Here is an 18856-nt window from a genome sequence, read left to right on the forward strand (position 1 = left end):
TTAATTTCTTTTGAAAGAGATGGTAATAATATGGAAAACAACAATGTTATATATGGAATAAACGGACCTGTTGTTACCGTAAAAAATACCGACAGCTTTGAGATGATGGAAATGGTTCATGTAGGCAAGCAAAAGCTTGTCGGTGAAATCATCGGTATTACAGACGACATCACAACTATTCAGGTTTATGAGGAAACAACAGGACTTAAACCGGGCGATCCCGTTGAGGGTACCGGTGCTCCTATGAATGTTCTTCTCGGCCCCGGTATTATTGATAACATCTTTGACGGTATCGAAAGACCGCTGAAGGCTATTGAAGAAGAAGCAGGTGCGTTTATTAACCGTGGTTCTTCGGTTTCTGCTCTTGATGACAAGAAGCTGTGGAATGTTACAATGAAGGTTAAAGTCGGTGACAAGCTTGAGGGCGGTCAGATTTACGCTACTCTCCCCGAAACTCCTATCATTGAACACAGACTTATGGTTCCGCCTGAGCTTTCGGGTGAAGTTGTAAAGGTTAATCCCAACGGCGACTACAAGCTCTTTGATACAGTTGTTGTAATCAAGGATGACGAAGGCGTTGAACACAACCTTACACTTTGTCAGCAGTGGCCAATCAGAACTTCCCGTCCTGTTAAGGAAAGACTTACATCATCTGTTCCGCTTATCACGGGTCAGAGAGTTATTGATACTCTCTTCCCTATCGCAAAGGGCGGTACAGCGGCTATTCCGGGCGGTTTCGGTACAGGTAAAACAATGACTCAGCACCAGCTTGCAAAATGGTGCGACGCCGATATCATCATCTATGTCGGTTGCGGTGAGCGTGGTAACGAGATGAGCCAGGTTCTTGAGGAATTCTCAGAGCTTATTGACCCAAAGTCACAGCGCCCTATGACCGACAGAACCGTACTTATCGCCAACACATCAAATATGCCTGTTGCGGCTCGTGAGGCTTCAATTTACACAGGTATTACTCTTGGCGAATACTACAGAGATATGGGCTACCATGTTGCCATGATGGCTGACTCAACATCCCGTTGGGCTGAGGCTCTCCGTGAGATTTCAGGCCGACTTGAAGAGATGCCTGCAGAAGAAGGTTTCCCTGCATATCTTCCTTCAAGACTTGCCGAGTTCTATGAGCGTGGCGGTCGTGCCGAGGTTCTCAGCGGCGGCGAAGGTTCTGTAACACTTATCGGTGCGGTTTCTCCGCAGGGTTCAGACTTCTCTGAGCCTGTAACACAGAACACAAAGCGTTTTACAAGATGTTTCTGGGCTCTTGATAAAGCTCTTGCTTATTCAAGACATTATCCTGCCATTAACTGGATGGACAGCTACAGCGAATATTTCAATGACCTTGACCCATGGTTTAAGGAAAATCTCGGTGAGGATTTCATCGAATACAGAAACAGAATAAGCGCACTTTTACAGGAAGAAAGTTCACTTATGGAAATCGTAAAGCTTATCGGTTCGGATGTACTCCCCGATGACCAAAAGCTTGTAATTGAAACAGCAAGAGTAATTCGTGTAGGTTTCTTACAGCAGAACGCTTTCCATGCCGATGATACTTATGTTCCGCTTGAAAAGCAAAAGCTTATGATGAAAACCATTCTTCATCTTCATGCCAAAGCTAAGGATATAGTTGCTCAGAATATTCCGCTTTCCAAGATTCTTAACCTTGGTCTGTTTGATAAGCTTACAAAGATGAAGTATGATATTCCTAACAGCAAGCCTGAAATGTTTGACGATTACATTAAGGAAATTGACGAAAAGCTTGCTGCAATTTCTTAATAAGGAGGGAACGCAATAATGATTATAGATTATGTAGGCGTTAAAGAAATTAACGGCTCTCTTATAGTTATGGACGGTGTTAAGGGCGTTTCCAACGAGGAAATTGTTGACATTCGTCTTGATAACGGTACAATGCGTCAGGGTCGTGTCGTTCAGATTGAGGGCGAAAGAATAGTTGTTCAGGTTTTTGAGGGTACAAGAAGAATCAGCCTTAAAAACACAAGAACAAGACTTACAGGTCATCCTATGGAGATGCCTCTTTCCCCTGAAATTATCGGCCGTGTACTTGACGGTGCGGGCAAACCTATTGACGGACTCGGAGATATTTTCCCTGTTAAAAAGGCTAATATCAACGGTACTCCTATCAACCCTGTTTCCCGTGTTTATCCTAAAAACTACATCAACACTGGTATTTCAACCATTGATACGCTTATGACTCTTATCAGAGGTCAGAAGCTGCCTATCTTCTCCGGCTCAGGTATGAAACATAATGACCTTGCCGTTCAGATTGTAAGACAGGCTAAAATCAGCGGCGCAAACAGCTCTAACTTCGGTGTTGTATTTGCCGCAATGGGTGTTCAGAAGGATGTTGCCGAATACTTCAAGAAGAGCTTTGAAGAAAGCGGCGTACTTTCAAGAGTTGTAATGCTTTTGAACCTTTCAAACGATCCTATCATTGAAAGAACTCTTACACCGAGATGTGCTCTTACAATTGCTGAATATCTTGCATTTGAGCTTGATATGCACATTCTCGTTATTATGACCGATATGACATCTTATGCCGAGGCTCTTCGTGAGTTCTCGTCATCAAAAGGTGAAATTCCGGGCAGAAAGGGTTACCCCGGTTATCTTTATTCTGACCTTGCATCACTTTATGAGCGTGCAGGTATGATTAAAGGTCACAACGGTTCTGTTACACAGATTCCGATTTTGACAATGCCTAACGACGATATTACTCATCCTATCCCTGACCTTACAGGTTACATTACAGAGGGACAGATTGTTCTTGACCGTTCACTTCAGGGACAGGGATTGTATCCGCCTGTTAATGTTCTTCCTTCCCTTTCCCGTCTTATGAAGGACGGTATCGGTGAGGGTTATACAAGAGCCGATCACCAGCCTCTTGCAAACCAGCTTTTTGCTTCTTATGCAAAGGTAATTGACGCAAGATCGCTTGCATCTGTTATCGGTGAAGAGGAGCTTTCTCCTACTGATAAGAAGTACATTGAGTTTGGCAGATTGTTTGAATCAAAGTTCGTTAATCAGGGCTTTAATGAAAACAGAAGTATTGAACAGAGTCTTGACCTTGGTTGGGAATTGCTTTCAACATTGCCGAGAGCAGAACTTGACCGTGTTGACGATGCTTTACTTGATCAGTACTATAAGGGTGACAAATAATCGTTTGAAGAAAGGAGTGTGAGCATTTATGGCAGTACAGACAGTACCTACCAAGGGTAATCTTATGAATACTAAGAAATCCCTTGCACTCGCCAAAAACGGCTATGAACTGTTGGACAGAAAGCGTAACATTCTCATCAGAGAAATGATGACGCTTATCGACCATGCAAACGCAATCCAGCAGAAAATTGATGACGCTTATGCAGAGGCTTACACAGCACTTCAAACGGCAAATGTTACCAACGGCTTTTGTGAAGATATTTCTAACGCTATTCCCTATGAGAACGGCTTGAAGCTTGATTCAAGAAGTGTTATGGGTGTTGAAATTCCGATTCTCACTATTGAGGAACGAGAGGACCATAACTACCTACACTACGGTCTGCGCACAACAAATTCGGCAATTGATAAGGTTTATACGAAATTTACCGAAGTTAAAAATCTTACAGTTGAGCTTGCCGAGATTGAGAACAGCATTTACCGCCTTGCCGATTCAATCAAGAAAACTCAGAAGAGAGCAAACGCTCTCAAGAACATTATGATTCCCCGTTTTGAGGAAACAGTTAAGTTCATTTCCGACGCACTTGACGAAAAGGATCGTGAGGAATTCAGCCGACTCAAGGTAATCAAAAAGAAAAAGCAAAAAGATGCTGCTTTGAAAAAAGCTAAAGAATTAAGTGCTGAAAGCGCATAAATTATCAGCCCGACCGTAATTTGGTCGGGCTGTTTTAATGTGTCAACATAATCAAAACCACCCGTCCAACGGGTGGTTTGCTCTAGGGCTATAAGCCCATGCTACCGGCCAGCGTCTCAAGACGCTGGCTTTCACTTGGTTCAAGCCTATTGCCTTTGCCTCTTTCGCCACCCCTTAAAGGGTGTTTGTATTACTCGCCACCCTTAAAAGGGTCTTCATATTCTCGTACACTTAATTTATCTAGTGCTATATCATGCTTTTCTTGGTCTTCTATGTATTTCCTTATGGTTGCTTCATTTAGACCTACTGTACTCACATAATATCCTTCTGCCCAAAAGTGCCTATTTCCAAACTTATACTTCAGATTTGCGTGTTTCTCAAACATCATTAACGCACTTTTTCCTTTTAAATATCCCATAAAACTTGACACACTCATCTTCGGTGGTATACTTAAGAGCAAGTGTACATGATCTATCATCATATGCCCCTCTAGTATCTCCACTCCTTTGTACTGACATAACAATCTTATTATGTCTTGCAAACTCTGTCGATACTGTGCATATATTATTTTTCTTCTATACTTTGGCACAAACACTACATGGTATTTGCACATCCATTTTGTGTGGGATAAACTATTTGTTTTATTTGCCATTAAAATCACCTTTCTTTTTTTACAATAGACTTGAACATTCTTATTGTAATACGATTGGTGATTTTTTTGTATAACTTTTTATGCACACCCGCATAGCGGGTGGTTGTTTGTGCCACGCAAGCGTGGCACTGGGTAAACCCATTAATAAAACGGATTGGCATTTTTATTGAGCCAATCCGTTTTGTTTTAGATGTTGTGAATAAGCTGTTGTTTCTTTTTTGTTCGGTATTTTATAAATACCGAAACAATACATTCTGCAAAAACAACTATTGCAATCCCTGAAATAAGGTAGGCAAACATACCAAATGATGCCTTTGCCATAACAATTCCAAGTATGTCCGTTCCCTGTTTTATTGGTACGCTTATGCTGTTAATTGATTGATACGCCCAACACCATGCGATAATACCGTTGATAATGTTGGATACAGCAAGCACAGTAATAACAGTACCGTATATTTTCATTTTCTTTATGTTGTGATGAAATATAAATACAAACAAAAGCTGTGCTAACAAGAGAATAAAAAATACCATCGAATTTCTTATAACAGGTATTTGGGTCAGTAAAGACGAAAGTGCCGAAAAAATAAAAAGAACAGTTAAAAATATTTCACTTGTTTTCATATTTCACTTCACTTTCTGTCAAGTTTTCTTCTGTGCATTTTCTCTTTTGTCTTTGTACCCTTTGCTTTGAAAATAATCAAATATCCTGCAAGAAGTGCGAGGAATGTTGTCTGAGTATAAAACAATGCGTAATCCTCGCTTGAAAAACCCTTGCCGTGCTTTACGGGCTTGTCCTCGGGCTTTTCTGTGGGAATAGGCTCAATGCCGTCATAATTGCCCGAAATCACCGCCTCATCGGGCGAAGACGCCGCAGATACACTTTGACAAAAGGCCGAAGAAAAACTCATCAGAGCAGCCATTAACAAGGTAATTACAAATTTAGTCTTTTTCATAATACTTCCCTTTGTAAAAATTAAGATTTAAGATAACTGAGTTTATTGTATCACAAGAGAAATATATATGCAACTGCTCTTTATTCTTCTGTCCAAACCTCTTTTGCCATATTGAAAGCTGCCCAAGCTTTTGACCATCCTGCATAGAATGCGGAATGAGTGATGATTTCTGCAATTTCTTCCTTTGTAATGCCGTTGTTTTTGGCTGACATAAGATGATACTTAAAAGAAGAATCTACAAGTCCCTGTGACATAAGTGCAACAACTGTAACAAGTGAACGGTCACGAAGTGAAAGCTTGTCTTCCCTACTCCACACTTCACCGAAAAGCACATCGTCATTAATTTCTGCAAATTTCGGTGCAAACTCACCGAGTTTATCTCTTCCTGCTGTCTGTTTTACCATTGATATCAACTCCTAAAATTCGTTTATAATAGTTATTTTTAAATTATTTAAATCAAAGCGACTGCATCTTCTGCAATCTGTTCGGGTGTGAGGCGGTTTTCTTTGAGGATATCGGCAGGATTATATCTGTCAAGGAATTCCTTTTTAAGACCGAAATTGATAACCTTAACATCTGACGGACCGTAGAAACGGGCAATCTTCTCACCAAATCCGCCGTCAAGCACTCCGTCTTCAAGTGTTACAACAACATCATGGTCTTTCTTGAGGCTTTCAAGAAGTTCTGTGTCAACGCCTGTAATGTAGTAAGGATTGATAAGAGTAGGTGCTGTACCTGTTTTTTCTTCAATAAGCTTTGCAGCCTGTTCACCCATTCCATAGAATGAACCGAGTGCGATTACGGCAATCTTACCGCCCTGCTGAGCAACTTCATATTTATTAAGTTCTGCAAAATTCTTTGTGCAAGGCTTGCCTGTTGAAAGAAGTTCTGCAACAGGAACACGAATTGCAACAGGGTAATCTGTCTGCTCAATGCTCCAGTCGAGGACTGCAAGGTAATCTTCCTTAGTTGTCGGAGCGATATAAACAAGGTTAGGAATGTTTGAAATCATGGGAATATCAAAAATTCCGAGATGCGTAACATCTGTCATACCGTTTACCGACGCAGTCTGAACAAGGATTGTTGCAGGGTTTGAGTCAATGCACAAGTCCTGTGAAAGCTGATCGTAGGTTCTCTGAATGAATGAGCTGTAAACATTGAATACGGGCTTGCCGCCGTTCTTTGCGATAGCAGATGCCATTGCAACGGCTGTCTGTTCTGCGATGCCTACATCAAGAAACTGTCTGCCGAATGCTTTTCTCTCATCAGGAGTAAAGCCGTAAAGTGCGGGAGTGCCGGCTGTAATCGCCACAACTGACTTGTCAGACTTCATCTTATTTCTGAGATATTCTGTTGTAATTGAGCTGTAGTCCTCCTCATCAGGAAAATTAACAGTAGTTTTGCCTGTTTCAATATCAAACGGCATACACCAATGCCAGCTTTCTTTGTCAGTTTCAGCAGGCTTATAACCTTTACCTTTAAGAGTGTTAATATGAACAACAACAGGATGATCAATGTCTTTTACAGACTTAAAAGCTTTGATAAGCTCTTCAATATTGTTGCCGTCCTTGACATATACATAATCAAGCCCCATTGACTTAAAAAGGTTACATTCAGCCTTGCCGTCTGTGTCACGAAGAAGTTTGAGATTTTTATAGAGTCCGCCGTGATTTTCTGCAATCGACATTTGGTTATCATTTGCTATAATAATCAGGTTTGAATCCATTTCACCGGCAACATTAAAACCTTCAAGAGCCTCACCGCCGCTGATTGAGCCGTCACCGATGAGTGCAATAACATTACCCTTGCCGTTTGTTACATCTCTGCCCCTTGCAAGTCCGCAGGCAAGGCTGACAGAGGTTGATGTATGACCGACAGTAAACATATCGTGTTCGCTCTCTATGGGGCTTGAATAGCCTGTTACATCATCGTAATGCTCCTGTGCAATATATGCCTCTTTTCTGCCTGTGAGGATTTTATGAGGATATGACTGGTGTGATACATCAAACACAAACTTGTCATGTGGTGAATCAAAAACATAATGAAGGGCAATTGTAGCCTCTACAATACCGAAATTCGGACCGAAGTGACCGCCGTGGACACTTGCACGGTGAAGTAAAGCGTCACGCATCTCCGATGCAAGAGCGTTAAGCTCATCAAGACTGAGCTTCTTAACATCCTGCGGTCCGTTTATTTTTTCAATATACATTGTAATCAGAGCTCCTTATCGCATAAATTTTAAATATAAATCAGAGAAGTTTCTCTTTGGCTTTATTATACAGCCTAAAGCTAACTTTAGGTCAAGAGTTTTTTTAACATCTTTTGCAAATTAGTGTCTGCCATTGATGCTTACAAAACCTGTACGAAAAATGTAACCCACCGAAAGACTGATACAACGGAAAAAGGCACTTACAAGATTATGCAAGCACCTCTTTATGGCTGAGCCGGCGGGATTCGAACCCACGGGTGACGGAGTCAAAGTCCGTTGCCTTACCGCTTGGCGACGGCTCAGTATATATTAAATTCTTCCGTTGTTAAAAAAACAAGCCGCTAAAGGAAAAACTTCAGCGGCCGTTGGTGACCCATCGGAGATTCGAACTCCGGACACCTTGATTAAAAGTCAAGTGCTCTGCCAACTGAGCTAATGAGTCAAATGGGGTGGAATGCCGGATTCGAACCGGCGGTCTCCAGTGCCACAAACTGGCGCGTTAACCAACTACGCTAATCCCACCATAAGTGGCGCGCCAAAAGGGACTCGAACCCCTGACCTACTGCTTAGAAGGCAGTTGCTCTATCCAGCTGAGCTATTGGCGCATTAAGTTGCTGACCTCATCAGTCAGCCTTTATATTATACCCATATTACGCTAATTTGTCAACACTTTTTTCAAAATTTTTCAAATTTATTTCACAAACTTATATGCCGAAAAAATTAAGGCTTTCCGTATTTCTGAGCAAGTGCAAGATTCCTGTAATTCGGCTCTGAGGTAACTTCTCTGACAAGCTTAACAAATGAAGGAAGCTGATACGGCTGATTTTCGCTGAGCAATTCAATTTCAATTGTAGCCCTGTCACTCCAGAACGGATAAACATCAAGTTCGTAGTATGTGTTGTTATCGACAATGCAATATCTGTCTTTACTGATGATGCCCGTAACATACTGTCTTTGCGCAAGGTATGAGTCGTATTGTTCTTTCGAAATATAATTTTCAATTTCGATCCGCTTAATATCCGATATCTTGATTTTTACGGTTTTGATATATACAGCCTTGTCACCCTCTCCCCTTCTGCGGATTCTGAAATATCCTTCATCGGGAGTGGTGAGGTACGCCTGTGTAATAGAAATTCTGCGACAGGTTTTTATGCTGTTCAAAAATTCAATATCAGGATATTCAATCAAAAATTTTCTTTCAATTTCAAGTGGTTTCGGAATTCCGAGAAAAGCGACAACCTCCTTTAAAAGTCTTTTCAGCTTTGTATCAAAGTCGGTTGAGTTGTCGATAACACGCAAATGCGGTGTGCCCGTCCACACAGCCATAACATCTATGTCAACTTCTCTTGCTTTTTCAAGGCTGTCTTCTCTGCGGAAAATATTGGTTTCTTTTCCGTAATACTCTTCTGCGCCGTCTGCGGAAGTCACAAGATGGAACACCGCATCGTATGAATTTCGTATCACATCTTCATTAAGATTGTGCAGTCCTGCATACTTTGCAAACTCATCTTCCGTAACATATGCTCTGCTGTCGAGCAAGCCTCTGTCAAAAAGCAACACCGCTTTTTCGCAATTCATTTCCTTTGCAAGCTGCGTTTTTTCATTCTCTTCGGCAAGCTGCATTTCAAACAGCTCTCTGTGAAATTCGTATGAACCCATATTTTCGGGAGTTTTGCCTGCGCTTAAAAGCCTGCTTGCAGACTCGCTGATTGTAATTGTCGGAATATTAAGCTTTTTAAGTTCTCCGCTGATATATTCCAATGCCGCAGTCTTGCCGCCGCAAGGTCCGCCGGTCAAAACAATTTTTACAACCTCAGCCATAATATCACCCCGATAAATTATTGAGTTTAGTATATATCCGCAAAGCGGGTTTTTTGTTCCAAAAAAGAATATAATATTATGTTTTTAATTTTCTGCATATAATATCCGCTAAATGAAAGTTGCGTATGCGTCAAAATTCATATTATGCTTTAAAAACAGCCTAAATAATAATAAAAACGGTGAAATATGCTGTTATAACATTGACAAGTTGCGTGTTAAAGTGCTAAAATATGTACATAACCAATGAGGTTTTTCTTAAATTGAAAGGAAGTATTTATGATGGAAAAGCAGAATATTGACTGGGCAAACATCGGCTTCGGTTATATGCCCATCGGTGAAAGATTCGTAGCTAATTATAAAGACGGTAAGTGGGACAACGGCAGTATGACAGCCGACACCACAATTACTATCAGCGAATGTGCAGGCGTTTTGCAGTACGCTCAGACTTGCTTTGAGGGTATGAAAGCGTACACTACCTGTGACGGCAGAATTGTTGTGTTCAGACCTGACCTTAACGGTCAGAGAATGGAAGACAGCTGTAAGCGTCTTGAGATGCCTGTATTCCCAAAAGAAAAGTTTGTTGAGGCTGTTTGCAATGTTGTTAAGGCAAATGCCGATTATGTTCCTCCGTACGGCACAGGCGCAACACTTTATATTCGCCCGTATATGTTCGGCAGCGGTCCTGTAATCGGTGTTAAGCCGTCGGCAGAATATCAGTTCAGAGTATTTACTACTCCTGTTGGTCCATACTTCAAGGGCGGTGCAAAGCCTATTACAATTAAGGTTTCAGACTTTGACAGAGCTGCTCCTCACGGCACAGGTCACATCAAGGCAGGACTTAACTATGCAATGAGCCTTCACGCTATTGTTACCGCTCATGCAGAGGGCTTTGACGAAAATATGTATCTTGACGCAGCTACAAGAACTAAGGTTGAAGAAACAGGCGGCGCTAACTTTATTTTTGTAACAAAGGACAACAAGGTTGTTACTCCAAAGTCTAACAGCATTCTCCCCTCAATTACCCGCCGTTCACTTATGTATGTTGCTGAGCATTATCTTGGTCTTGAGGTTGAAGAAAGAGAAGTTTACTTTGATGAAGTTAAGGACTTTGCAGAATGCGGTCTTTGCGGTACAGCTGCCGTAATCTCACCTGTCGGCAAAATTAACGACCACGGCAAGGAAATTTGTTTCCCGAGCGGTATGGATGAAATGGGTCCGATTACAAAGAAGCTTTACGATACACTTACAGGTATTCAGATGGGCAGAATCGAAGCTCCCGAAGGCTGGATTAAGGAAATCAAGTAATCAATTTTATACATATAACAAGACGGTCTGCGAGAACAGACCGTCTTTTATTTGCAGTTTTTAATTATATTGTTATAGGCAACATCAACGGCAGAATCATCTGTATTGCAATGCAGTACATAAAATTTTGTATGCCGAATAAGATTATCGAGATTTGAGAGCAAAGAGATTCCGTCTGACTTATTCACAAATTTGACAGTTGATTTGTAGAGCCTTTGTACAATCTCCTTTGTGTCGGGGACTGTAACAAAATTAGTATCTGATCGTTCAATGAATATTATAGCGCCTATGGGAACGATTTCGTTGTCAGCAATTCCGCTTCCGCCGTCAAACGGAGTTCCGCAGCATAGCGGGACTTCGTTTTTAATTTTCACAACAGGCTTATCGTCATTGAGAATATGAGCTTTTGAGCCGAATCTTTTCAGCCACATCTTTGTATGAGTAGATTTGCCGACGCCTGAATCGGCGGAAAACAAATACGCTTTTCCGTCAAAAACGAGTGCCGAGGAATGCACAAGCATAGCCCCCAGGTGAATTATTTTGCGGTTAAAAATTGACGCCGTTGCAAATTCTTCGGCTTCATCAATGGTTGAACCTTCAACCATACGGCTCAACAGGGAATTTAAGTATGAGGCTGACGGTATGGCAGAAAAATCTGCACTTCTCTCCCCTTCATACAAAAACGGTTCGCACAATTTTTTTAAGTAATCAAATTTCGGCTCAATTTCAACGATAAAATCAGCTATTAAGTATTTTGGCAAAGCGTCCTCCGAAATAAAACAGACTCACAAAAAGTGAGCCTGTTTTTTATTGGTTAGTTTAAATGAACGATAAACTTCTGAATTTGGGTTGCATCAACTACTGTGATGTTGCTGTCACTGTTATAATCGGCAAGATGTTTTTGTTCTGTCGAAAGTTCAACAATACCGACAACATACTTCTGCGCAAGGGTTGCGTCAGAAATATCAATATTACCGTCCATATTAACATCGCCAATTTTATAGTTAGAAATGCCGTTAAACGAAATATTGTTAGCCTTTGCGTATTCTTCTGCATAAGAACCGTAACTGCCCTTGATTGTTACATTCGGAGAGTTTCTGAAAGCGTTAGAAGCAATAGAAGTCACGGATGTAGGAATATACACCTCAGATAATGATTTACATTCAGCAAAAGCACTCTTACCAATCGCACTTGTACCGGCAGGTAAATATACCTTGTCTAAAGAAGTACAATTGTAGAACATCTGATCGGTAATTTTACTCGGCACACAGTTAAAGGTAACAGATTTTAAACTTGTGCAATTCTGAAATACGGCAGCCCCAAAATCTCTCACCCAGATAGGAATTGAAATTGATTCAAGCGAAGTACAACCGTAAAAAGAATCAGTACCGATTCTTCTAAGATATCTTGCTTCGTTAAGCCTGACCGATGTTATTGCGGTCTTTCCCACAAAGGCAAAATCAGAAATTTCAGATACCGACCAGCTTTGAAGCTTAAGCGGAAGAACAATATCGGTCTTATCACCTTTATATCCGGTTACGCTCGCGTTACCGTCGGAAACAGAATATACAAAGCCGTCGGTTTCATATGAAGCCGCAGAAATTTGAAATGTAGAAATAATAATCAAAAATACAGATAATAACAATCCGGAAAAGCGTTTTAGGGATTTTAAACAATATGTTTTTTTCATATCGTTACCCCCAATCGTCACCATCACTCTTAGTAGCCTCAGGAGTATCATCAAGACTACCGGTCAAAATTATATCCTCGAATTTAAATTTTACTAATTCAAATTCAGGAGAAGAATACTCTTTTTTCATAAATAACTCCTTCCTAAATTTTATGTGTGCAACAGTATTGTCTGTTGCACACAATAAATTTAAAATTAAACTGTTGCGTTCGCAATATCATAGAGTGTAAAGTAGATAGGATTACCAAGTTCAACAACAGTTTCATTTGATTCATTAACATACTTAATATAAGTGTAAACTCTATAAACACAATTTGCATTAGTTTCGGTATTATTGAAACGAGCATAATACTGAAGTCTGTTCTTGTTATCAAGTCTACCATTATTAATCTGTTTTGTGAGCGACTCGATACTTGATTCACCTGTCAAAATTATTTTTTTAGCTTCTTCAGCTGCTACAGGAAGATCATTGATGTACTTATTAGCGTAGTACTTCATATCAGTATTGTAACCTACACCAATGGAATCTTTTTCTAACTCTAACTTCTGCATCACAATACCCGTCTGAACCTTTTTGCTGTCAGGATCAAATACACTAAGCTGTTTGCCGTTATAGAAGAAGTTAAGTACAAAGTCAGCGTAAAGCTTGTCTTCACCGTTACCCTTAATGAAATCTTCAGCTGTATCAAGTGTAGTCATACTATCAGCGTCAAATCCGTTGAAGCTGTCAGCATTATCAGCTGTCCACTGGTTTCTTGTTACTTCCATAAACTGAGTTGAAGTAGAAACTTCCTTAACAGATGCAACCGGAGTTGAGCTTTCTCCATAAACAGGAACTATCCAACAGTTATCATACGCTACATAGCTGAAATGTCCTTCACTGTTGTACGCTTTAATAACAAGATTATTACATTCCGGATCGGAGTAGATTGCCCAATACATAAACTGAAGTTCTTTACCACTATCTTTATATGTTTTCGGAGCAGTGATATCATACTTATAAGTTCCGTCAGAATTTTGTTCATAGAACACTGAACCGTAAGGTAATTCAGATGAACCATTTTTTTCGTAAAGAGCAAAAGTACCAGCATTATTTATAAGCGGAGTAGGATTACCCTCACTGTCTTTATAAATATTAAGGTGGATTGTTCTGTCTGACTGAGTTGAATTAACAACAGCTGAAGCTATTGAGTTAGTAACTGATGAATCAAAAGCGGTATTACTAACAGGAGTCTCATTCCAAGTAAGATTCTTTGTAAAGTTTGACTCATACGGTGCAAGAGAAAGGATAAAGCTATTTGTAAGAGTTACCTTTACAGAATGTGATTCTACACCTTCAACATTAGTAGCATTCTCATCAAATGTGTATGATGAAGTGTTTTCGGGATCAACATAACCTGCCTTGTTGTAATACTTTTGATTACCCATTCTGTCAGTATAAGAGAACTGAACCTTATACGGTACTTTAATAGAAGTAATGTCAGAATAGAAATTATAATATACTGTTCCCGCATCAGCAGCAGTAAGAGTGCTTGCATACTTATTATAGTATTCATTAAACGAGAACGTATATTCTGATGTAGTTACAAGACCTTCTGTTCTGTCTCCGCTAACATTTGTTGTAAAACCAGTAGTAGGATTAAAAGCAGTTATATCTGTTGTGTTTTCAGCAGAATAGTAACCATTGAAATTATAAAGGTTCTTTGTTGTTGTGTAAAGAGTAACAGTTACAGTAAGACCTGTTTGCGCTGCTAATTCAGCAATCTTAGTCTTATCGATTGAAGCTGTGCCGGCAATCCTGCCTGAATCATAAAGAGATTTACCCTCGTTGTTTTTAACAACAACCTGAATTTCGGGAGTGGCTTTACCGCCGCCTGCATTTGTTCCGTTGTACAATGAATGGTGGAAGGTCATTGAACCGCCCGGGGTTTTGATATAACGAGCAACAAGCGTTACATCTGAATTTCGTGTAACTGCACCTGTCAAACTGCTCATATCAGAAGGATTGATTGCCTTGTAATCACCATCAATAAGACGGTACCAACCAACAAATGTGTATGCTGCAGTTGAAGTTGCATTAACTTCAAACTTATAATCCTGAGTATTATCAGCTTCAGTTTCAAGTTTTCTTACTCTATCCGCTGGATCGGTAAAGTATGCACTTGCTCCTGTTGTCGTACCGACAATTGATGAAGCATCTTCATCAGCAAATGTATCTTCATGGAAACCGCCTACTTTGTAGTCATCAAGTGTATTTGCATACTGAATCTTGATTTCACCGGTGATTTTCTGTTTACTCTGAGAATAGTACCAACGACCGTCAAGACGATTGCCATAATCGTCACCGCCTTTGATAGCTGCCTCAAAGTTAATCTGAGCATAAACACCTTTATAATCATTATATAAGCTTTTAAATGTTGCCCAATAAGAATCTCTATCTGTCTTGCCAGGGAGGAAGTCAGCAGGAGTTGATTCAGAACCAATGGCAGTTTCCATTTGCGCATCGGTCTTGCCAAGGGCATACAAGAGAGCTGATGAAGGAATAGTAGCCACTCTATCGCCAGCCTTGTTATAAATGCTCCAAGCAGTTGCATATTTACCGATGTAGTTATTCTGGTAACCGTCCGAAATAATTGACAGGTAATTATCCTTACTGGTTACACTCTGAGTGTCCTTATAGTCAAGCTTCTCTGTACCAATTTTATTGCCAAAAATATCTGTCGGATAATTCTGGTAGTCAAGGAATACTTCCCAACCGGCAGCATCAGCTTTAGAAGCAGCAAATGTATCAGCCGGTTCATTATTGAATTCATTATACTTAAAACGATAAATAATGTTATCAGCAGCAGCACCGCTCTCAGCTATCTTAACAAAATCATCGTAGTCGTATGTCTGTGCATTATCACTTTTTTGATTTTTACCGTTATAATCTCTATGAACATCGTCCCAAACATAGTTATTAAGCGTCATACCTGTAATTTTTTCTGTGGTATCACCATTGACTATAGATTTAGGAATCTGAGTAAAGATAGAACCGTTGTAGTCAACCATTGGTTGTCCGGGGTAATAGCCTAATGTTTCTAATGTTGTAGTACCACTACCATAATATACATAACATGAAGGAGTATTGCCCCAAATTTGTTTTGCAGAATCGTAGTTCTCAATGTAGAAATATACGCAGTTAGCTTCATCTTTAAGGAAATACACAGGAGTGATTTCAAGCTTTGAACCATAAATCTCTTGATTTACTTCAAAAGTATAAGTATATACATCACTACTATGATTTTTACCTTCAGTCTGTGAAAGAACTCCGCCAAAGATACCGTTTACGCTGAATCCCTTAACATAGTAATCACTGCCATTGTGACCTGCAAAGGTTGCGTTAGGGTCAATTGTGGTTGTAACGGTTACTGTTGAGCCATTAGGAACTCTCTTAGCAGTAACAGCACGATTTTTATCATCAATCTTGTATGAATCAGATGCAGTAATTTCTTTAGCATCAGGAGTTGTTATTGAAAGAGTTGTATCACCTAAAACAGCGGTAGTTGTTTTACCGTCAGTATTAGTAAAGCCTGCACGAATTGTACCGTCTTTTGCCGTGATTTCAACAGTATTAGCAGGAGCTACATCAAAAGTAGGCTCACAAGAATAAGTTACTTTCTTATTAGAAGAATCAATATCTGAAACAATAATTTTGAATCCAAGCAAATCAGCATTTTCGTTCCAAATTTTTGGAACCCTTGTATTACCTACACCACTAATATCACTATTGTTGCTTTCAAAATAAAATTTGTTTTGAGCGACTTTATTAATTGTTACATTGGTTTCTTCAGCTGTAACGCCACTTGTTGTATTACTTGTAGAGAATACAAAGTAACAATTTTCTTTCGTACCTATCTTGTCAGTTGCAACATCAAAATTTGCGTAATACTTACCATCATCCTTTAAATAAAGCTCTTTAGCTTCGTACTTGGAAAATGAAGCATTTTTTCCCCAAAGGATATAGTAGCCGGATGGTGTACCTGAATCTTCTACTTTAAAGTTAGCGACTACGGTTGTGTCTTTTTGGACTGTAATTGTATACGGATTAGTTGTTGAAGAAACTGATGCATCGTTTACAGTCCAACTGGAAAGAGCGTAGCCATCCTTTGGTTTTGCAGTGAATGTTACTGTATCGCCCTCGGTTACTGTTGCAGGGGAAGTGAGTGGAGTTGTTCCGTTCGTTGCAGAAACAGTACCGTATGTTTCGTCGCTTGAACTGAATGTTACTGTGTATGTTTCTGCGGTACGGAATTTTACATATACATTGGTATCTGCATTTACTGTTACCGTATAAGTCTTATTAGTTCCTGCAGATTCAATTTTTTTAGTACATTCAGCATCGCTGTACCAACCCTCTACTGCGAAGCCTTTGTTTGGGTTTGCTGTAAAGGTTACCTTTGTGCCACTATTTACAGTAGAACCTGAGCTAGATACGCCTGTGGCACTAAGAGTACCATTGACACCATTCACACCATAAGTTACAGTGTATTTTGTTGGGGCTATTGTAGAAACATCATAATTATTATCGCCCTTAACAGTAACCCAAAGATCACTATTGTATTGACCATCATATTTTTTTTCAGTACCATTATTAAAAATAATAAGGTTCCAGTTATTAATAGTGTTTATGAATGGATAATCATGCCATTCATGGTCATTAATAGTAAAAGTTTCCTTAGAATCCCAGTTATTATAGCCATATGCATTAGTATTATTTGGAGCTCCATATGCCCAAAGTGAAAAGCTATATGAACTAACATTGTCCGCAAGCTTAACATGGATAGCATACTTATCAGACGAATCAGAAGTAGCAGTAACCTTTACTGTATTCGTAACTGAACTATAATTCGCAGCAGAAGCGGTAACTTTAAATGTATAATCATCTGCTGTAGCAGGGGTGAATTTATAGGTGTTTCCATTAGGAGTACCTGTTACTGTTGCACCGCTTGTTTGCTCAAATTTATAAGTTACATCGGTATCATTTAAACCGGTTGCTCTATCATTTAAAGAAGCAGTAAGTGTAACTTCTGTACCTACTTGAACCGGTGAGGAACTTGCTGTAAGTGATACGCTTTGTGCTACAGGGGTCAGCGAAGATTCAGAGCCAGCTGTATAATACAACCGCATATCGTTATTAGTAGTATCAAGCCAAATAGTTACTTTGTCATTAGATGGATCAGAAGGATCACTAAATTTTATAAGTCTTTCTTCCGGCGTGCCTTCATTAGTAACAAGCGTTAAATAATTTTGACTATTCTTATTATTTTGAAAACTGTGACCTGCTTTATCGTCAGAAGTCAAATATTTACCATTACTAGAACGGATATAGAAGTACCTGTCATAATTACCATATATGCCTTCAGGTATCTGTCCGGAAAGTGAAGCAACCGTTTCTTCTGTATCATAATAATAAAGACCTTTCTGTTCAGATGACTCGGTAAACTTATATTCAGTGGTATCCGCATTCCATTTGGTTTTAAATCTACCTGCAATGTAGTAGTCGGTAGATGTCGAACCACCGCCTGAACCGCCTGAATAGGTTGTCCAAGTTCCTTCCATATTTCCATTATTAAGTGACCAACAGTTATGATTGCCCTTATCACTTATTGTTGTTGTAGCGCTTGAGTAAACAGTACTAGCAATCCAACTTTTAGTGGAGTCAAAAGTTTGACTATTAACCCTTGTAAATACAGCACGATCCCATTCTCCAGTCGGAACTGTACCGGAATATACTTTATCTTTAATTTGGCTAAGTTTTGACCAACTAAAATCATTATGACCCTGTTTATAAAATTTTATGTAAAACCCAGCATTATCCGCAGTAGCATCATAATTTGCATCTGAAATATCCAAATATAAAGTATCTCCAACTGTAAAATAATCAGCCGCATTAACACTTATAGTACCGATAAGCATTGTTGACAGGAGCATCATTACCGCAAGGACGACGGAAACAGTGCTTCTGCCTAAATGAGAAATTTTTGTTTTCATAATTATTACCTCCATAACCGAATATTTTGGTTTTGGTTAGGTTCGGGTTCGACCTTTACCGCCTGACCAACGGTGAAACATAATCGGCAAAGCCACGGGATTTTGAAGTTAATTTACAAAAAAGCAACGAGAATTCAGCCGAAAATTGTATCCTTTACCTGTTTCAGTCAAAATGTGAACACTAACCCATATTCTTTATAGTTGATTATACCATTTGACAGAGATTTTTTCAATAAAATTACAACATTTTTTTGTATTTGTTTAATGTGATAGTTTTATATTTATTTTTACATTCAGTTTTGCCGTTTTCACAACAGGG

Annotated in this window: 14 protein-coding genes and 4 tRNA genes; 4 read left to right on the forward strand and 14 right to left on the reverse strand. The window is 39.6% G+C overall.

Annotation, left to right across the window (positions count from 1 at the left end; translation table 11 throughout):
- Nucleotides 1-30: 30 nt before the first annotated feature.
- From QDI94_RS04050 to QDI94_RS04060, 3 genes are read left to right on the forward strand one after another with little or no spacing between them, the layout of a single operon-like run.
- Nucleotides 31-1785 carry a V-type ATP synthase subunit A gene (locus QDI94_RS04050; protein WP_101029316.1) on the forward strand — a complete coding sequence of 585 codons (1755 nt, stop codon included), beginning with the start codon at nt 31-33 and terminating at the stop codon, nt 1783-1785.
- An 18-nt stretch (nt 1786-1803) separates the two neighbouring features.
- Nucleotides 1804-3183 carry a V-type ATP synthase subunit B gene (locus QDI94_RS04055; RefSeq protein WP_021882860.1) on the forward strand — a complete coding sequence of 460 codons (1380 nt, stop codon included), beginning with the start codon at nt 1804-1806 and terminating at the stop codon, nt 3181-3183.
- A gap of 28 nt (nt 3184-3211) precedes the next feature.
- On the forward strand, nt 3212-3874 hold the full coding sequence (locus QDI94_RS04060) for a V-type ATP synthase subunit D (RefSeq protein WP_278867356.1): 663 nt from the start codon (nt 3212-3214) through the stop codon (nt 3872-3874).
- 190 nt (nt 3875-4064) lie between these two features.
- Here the strand turns inward: QDI94_RS04060 and tnpA are convergent, their stop codons facing one another.
- The 10 genes from tnpA to QDI94_RS04110 form a co-directional block, all read right to left on the reverse strand.
- Entirely contained in the window at nt 4065-4526 is a 462-nt protein-coding gene (gene tnpA, locus QDI94_RS04065; RefSeq protein ID WP_101105764.1) for an IS200/IS605 family transposase, read from the reverse strand.
- 186 nt (nt 4527-4712) lie between these two features.
- A complete protein-coding gene (locus QDI94_RS04070; protein ID WP_169923284.1) occupies nt 4713-4988 on the reverse strand; it encodes a hypothetical protein in 276 nt (91 codons plus the stop codon).
- Nucleotides 4989-5155: 167 nt separating this feature from the next.
- Nucleotides 5156-5479: a hypothetical protein gene (locus tag QDI94_RS04075; RefSeq protein ID WP_278475185.1), complete on the reverse strand. Its 324-nt coding sequence runs from the start codon at nt 5477-5479 to the stop codon at nt 5156-5158.
- 80 nt (nt 5480-5559) lie between these two features.
- Nucleotides 5560-5883: a carboxymuconolactone decarboxylase family protein gene (locus QDI94_RS04080; RefSeq protein ID WP_015524011.1), complete on the reverse strand. Its 324-nt coding sequence runs from the start codon at nt 5881-5883 to the stop codon at nt 5560-5562.
- Nucleotides 5884-5930: 47 nt separating this feature from the next.
- Nucleotides 5931-7688 carry a 1-deoxy-D-xylulose-5-phosphate synthase gene (locus QDI94_RS04085; RefSeq protein ID WP_278867360.1) on the reverse strand — a complete coding sequence of 586 codons (1758 nt, stop codon included), beginning with the start codon at nt 7686-7688 and terminating at the stop codon, nt 5931-5933.
- 227 nt (nt 7689-7915) lie between these two features.
- Nucleotides 7916-7990 (reverse strand) — tRNA-Gln (locus QDI94_RS04090).
- Nucleotides 7991-8054: 64 nt separating this feature from the next.
- Nucleotides 8055-8130, reverse strand: a tRNA-Lys gene (locus tag QDI94_RS04095).
- Between the two features lie 3 nt (nt 8131-8133).
- Nucleotides 8134-8210, reverse strand: a tRNA-His gene (locus QDI94_RS04100).
- A 6-nt stretch (nt 8211-8216) separates the two neighbouring features.
- Nucleotides 8217-8293, reverse strand: a tRNA-Arg gene (locus tag QDI94_RS04105).
- A 115-nt stretch (nt 8294-8408) separates the two neighbouring features.
- Nucleotides 8409-9509, reverse strand: coding sequence for an AAA family ATPase (locus tag QDI94_RS04110; protein ID WP_278867362.1), 1101 nt, complete (start codon nt 9507-9509; stop codon nt 8409-8411).
- Nucleotides 9510-9788: 279 nt separating this feature from the next.
- Between QDI94_RS04110 and QDI94_RS04115 the strand changes: the two genes are divergently transcribed.
- Entirely contained in the window at nt 9789-10814 is a 1026-nt protein-coding gene (locus QDI94_RS04115) for a branched-chain amino acid aminotransferase (RefSeq protein ID WP_015524014.1), read from the forward strand.
- Between the two features lie 47 nt (nt 10815-10861).
- Here QDI94_RS04115 and QDI94_RS04120 read toward each other — a convergent pair whose 3' ends face one another.
- The 4 genes from QDI94_RS04120 to QDI94_RS04135 all read right to left on the reverse strand — a co-directional run bounded on the left by QDI94_RS04120 (nt 10862) and on the right by QDI94_RS04135 (nt 18537).
- Nucleotides 10862-11575 (reverse strand): hypothetical protein, encoded by a 714-nt coding sequence (locus QDI94_RS04120; protein WP_278867364.1) that lies wholly within the window; start codon nt 11573-11575, stop codon nt 10862-10864.
- A 53-nt stretch (nt 11576-11628) separates the two neighbouring features.
- Nucleotides 11629-12504, reverse strand: a complete 876-nt coding sequence (locus QDI94_RS04125; RefSeq protein ID WP_278867366.1) for a leucine-rich repeat protein — start codon at nt 12502-12504, stop codon at nt 11629-11631.
- Between the two features lie 4 nt (nt 12505-12508).
- On the reverse strand, nt 12509-12634 hold the full coding sequence (locus tag QDI94_RS04130; protein ID WP_270204139.1) for a hypothetical protein: 126 nt from the start codon (nt 12632-12634) through the stop codon (nt 12509-12511).
- A gap of 65 nt (nt 12635-12699) precedes the next feature.
- Nucleotides 12700-18537, reverse strand: a complete 5838-nt coding sequence (locus tag QDI94_RS04135; RefSeq protein ID WP_278867369.1) for an InlB B-repeat-containing protein — start codon at nt 18535-18537, stop codon at nt 12700-12702.
- Nucleotides 18538-18856: the final 319 nt, after the last annotated feature.

It is taken from the genome of Ruminococcus bromii (assembly GCF_928721825.1).
Lineage (GTDB): Bacteria > Bacillota > Clostridia > Oscillospirales > Acutalibacteraceae > Ruminococcoides > Ruminococcoides bromii.

What these genes read in the sequence shown, in the direction of transcription:
- QDI94_RS04050 (WP_101029316.1), top strand. Translation starts at nt 31, where the DNA reads ATGGAAAACAACAATGTTATATATGGAATAAACGGACCTGTTGTTACC.
- QDI94_RS04055 (WP_021882860.1), top strand. Translation starts at nt 1,804, where the DNA reads ATGATTATAGATTATGTAGGCGTTAAAGAAATTAACGGCTCTCTTATA.
- QDI94_RS04060 (WP_278867356.1), top strand. Translation starts at nt 3,212, where the DNA reads ATGGCAGTACAGACAGTACCTACCAAGGGTAATCTTATGAATACTAAG.
- tnpA (WP_101105764.1), bottom strand. Translation starts at nt 4,526, where the DNA reads ATGGCAAATAAAACAAATAGTTTATCCCACACAAAATGGATGTGCAAA.
- QDI94_RS04070 (WP_169923284.1), bottom strand. Translation starts at nt 4,988, where the DNA reads ATGAAAATATACGGTACTGTTATTACTGTGCTTGCTGTATCCAACATT.
- QDI94_RS04075 (WP_278475185.1), bottom strand. Translation starts at nt 5,479, where the DNA reads ATGAAAAAGACTAAATTTGTAATTACCTTGTTAATGGCTGCTCTGATG.
- QDI94_RS04080 (WP_015524011.1), bottom strand. Translation starts at nt 5,883, where the DNA reads ATGGTAAAACAGACAGCAGGAAGAGATAAACTCGGTGAGTTTGCACCG.
- QDI94_RS04085 (WP_278867360.1), bottom strand. Translation starts at nt 7,688, where the DNA reads ATGTATATTGAAAAAATAAACGGACCGCAGGATGTTAAGAAGCTCAGT.
- QDI94_RS04110 (WP_278867362.1), bottom strand. Translation starts at nt 9,509, where the DNA reads ATGGCTGAGGTTGTAAAAATTGTTTTGACCGGCGGACCTTGCGGCGGC.
- QDI94_RS04115 (WP_015524014.1), top strand. Translation starts at nt 9,789, where the DNA reads ATGGAAAAGCAGAATATTGACTGGGCAAACATCGGCTTCGGTTATATG.
- QDI94_RS04125 (WP_278867366.1), bottom strand. Translation starts at nt 12,504, where the DNA reads ATGAAAAAAACATATTGTTTAAAATCCCTAAAACGCTTTTCCGGATTG.
- QDI94_RS04130 (WP_270204139.1), bottom strand. Translation starts at nt 12,634, where the DNA reads ATGAAAAAAGAGTATTCTTCTCCTGAATTTGAATTAGTAAAATTTAAA.
- QDI94_RS04135 (WP_278867369.1), bottom strand. Translation starts at nt 18,537, where the DNA reads ATGAAAACAAAAATTTCTCATTTAGGCAGAAGCACTGTTTCCGTCGTC.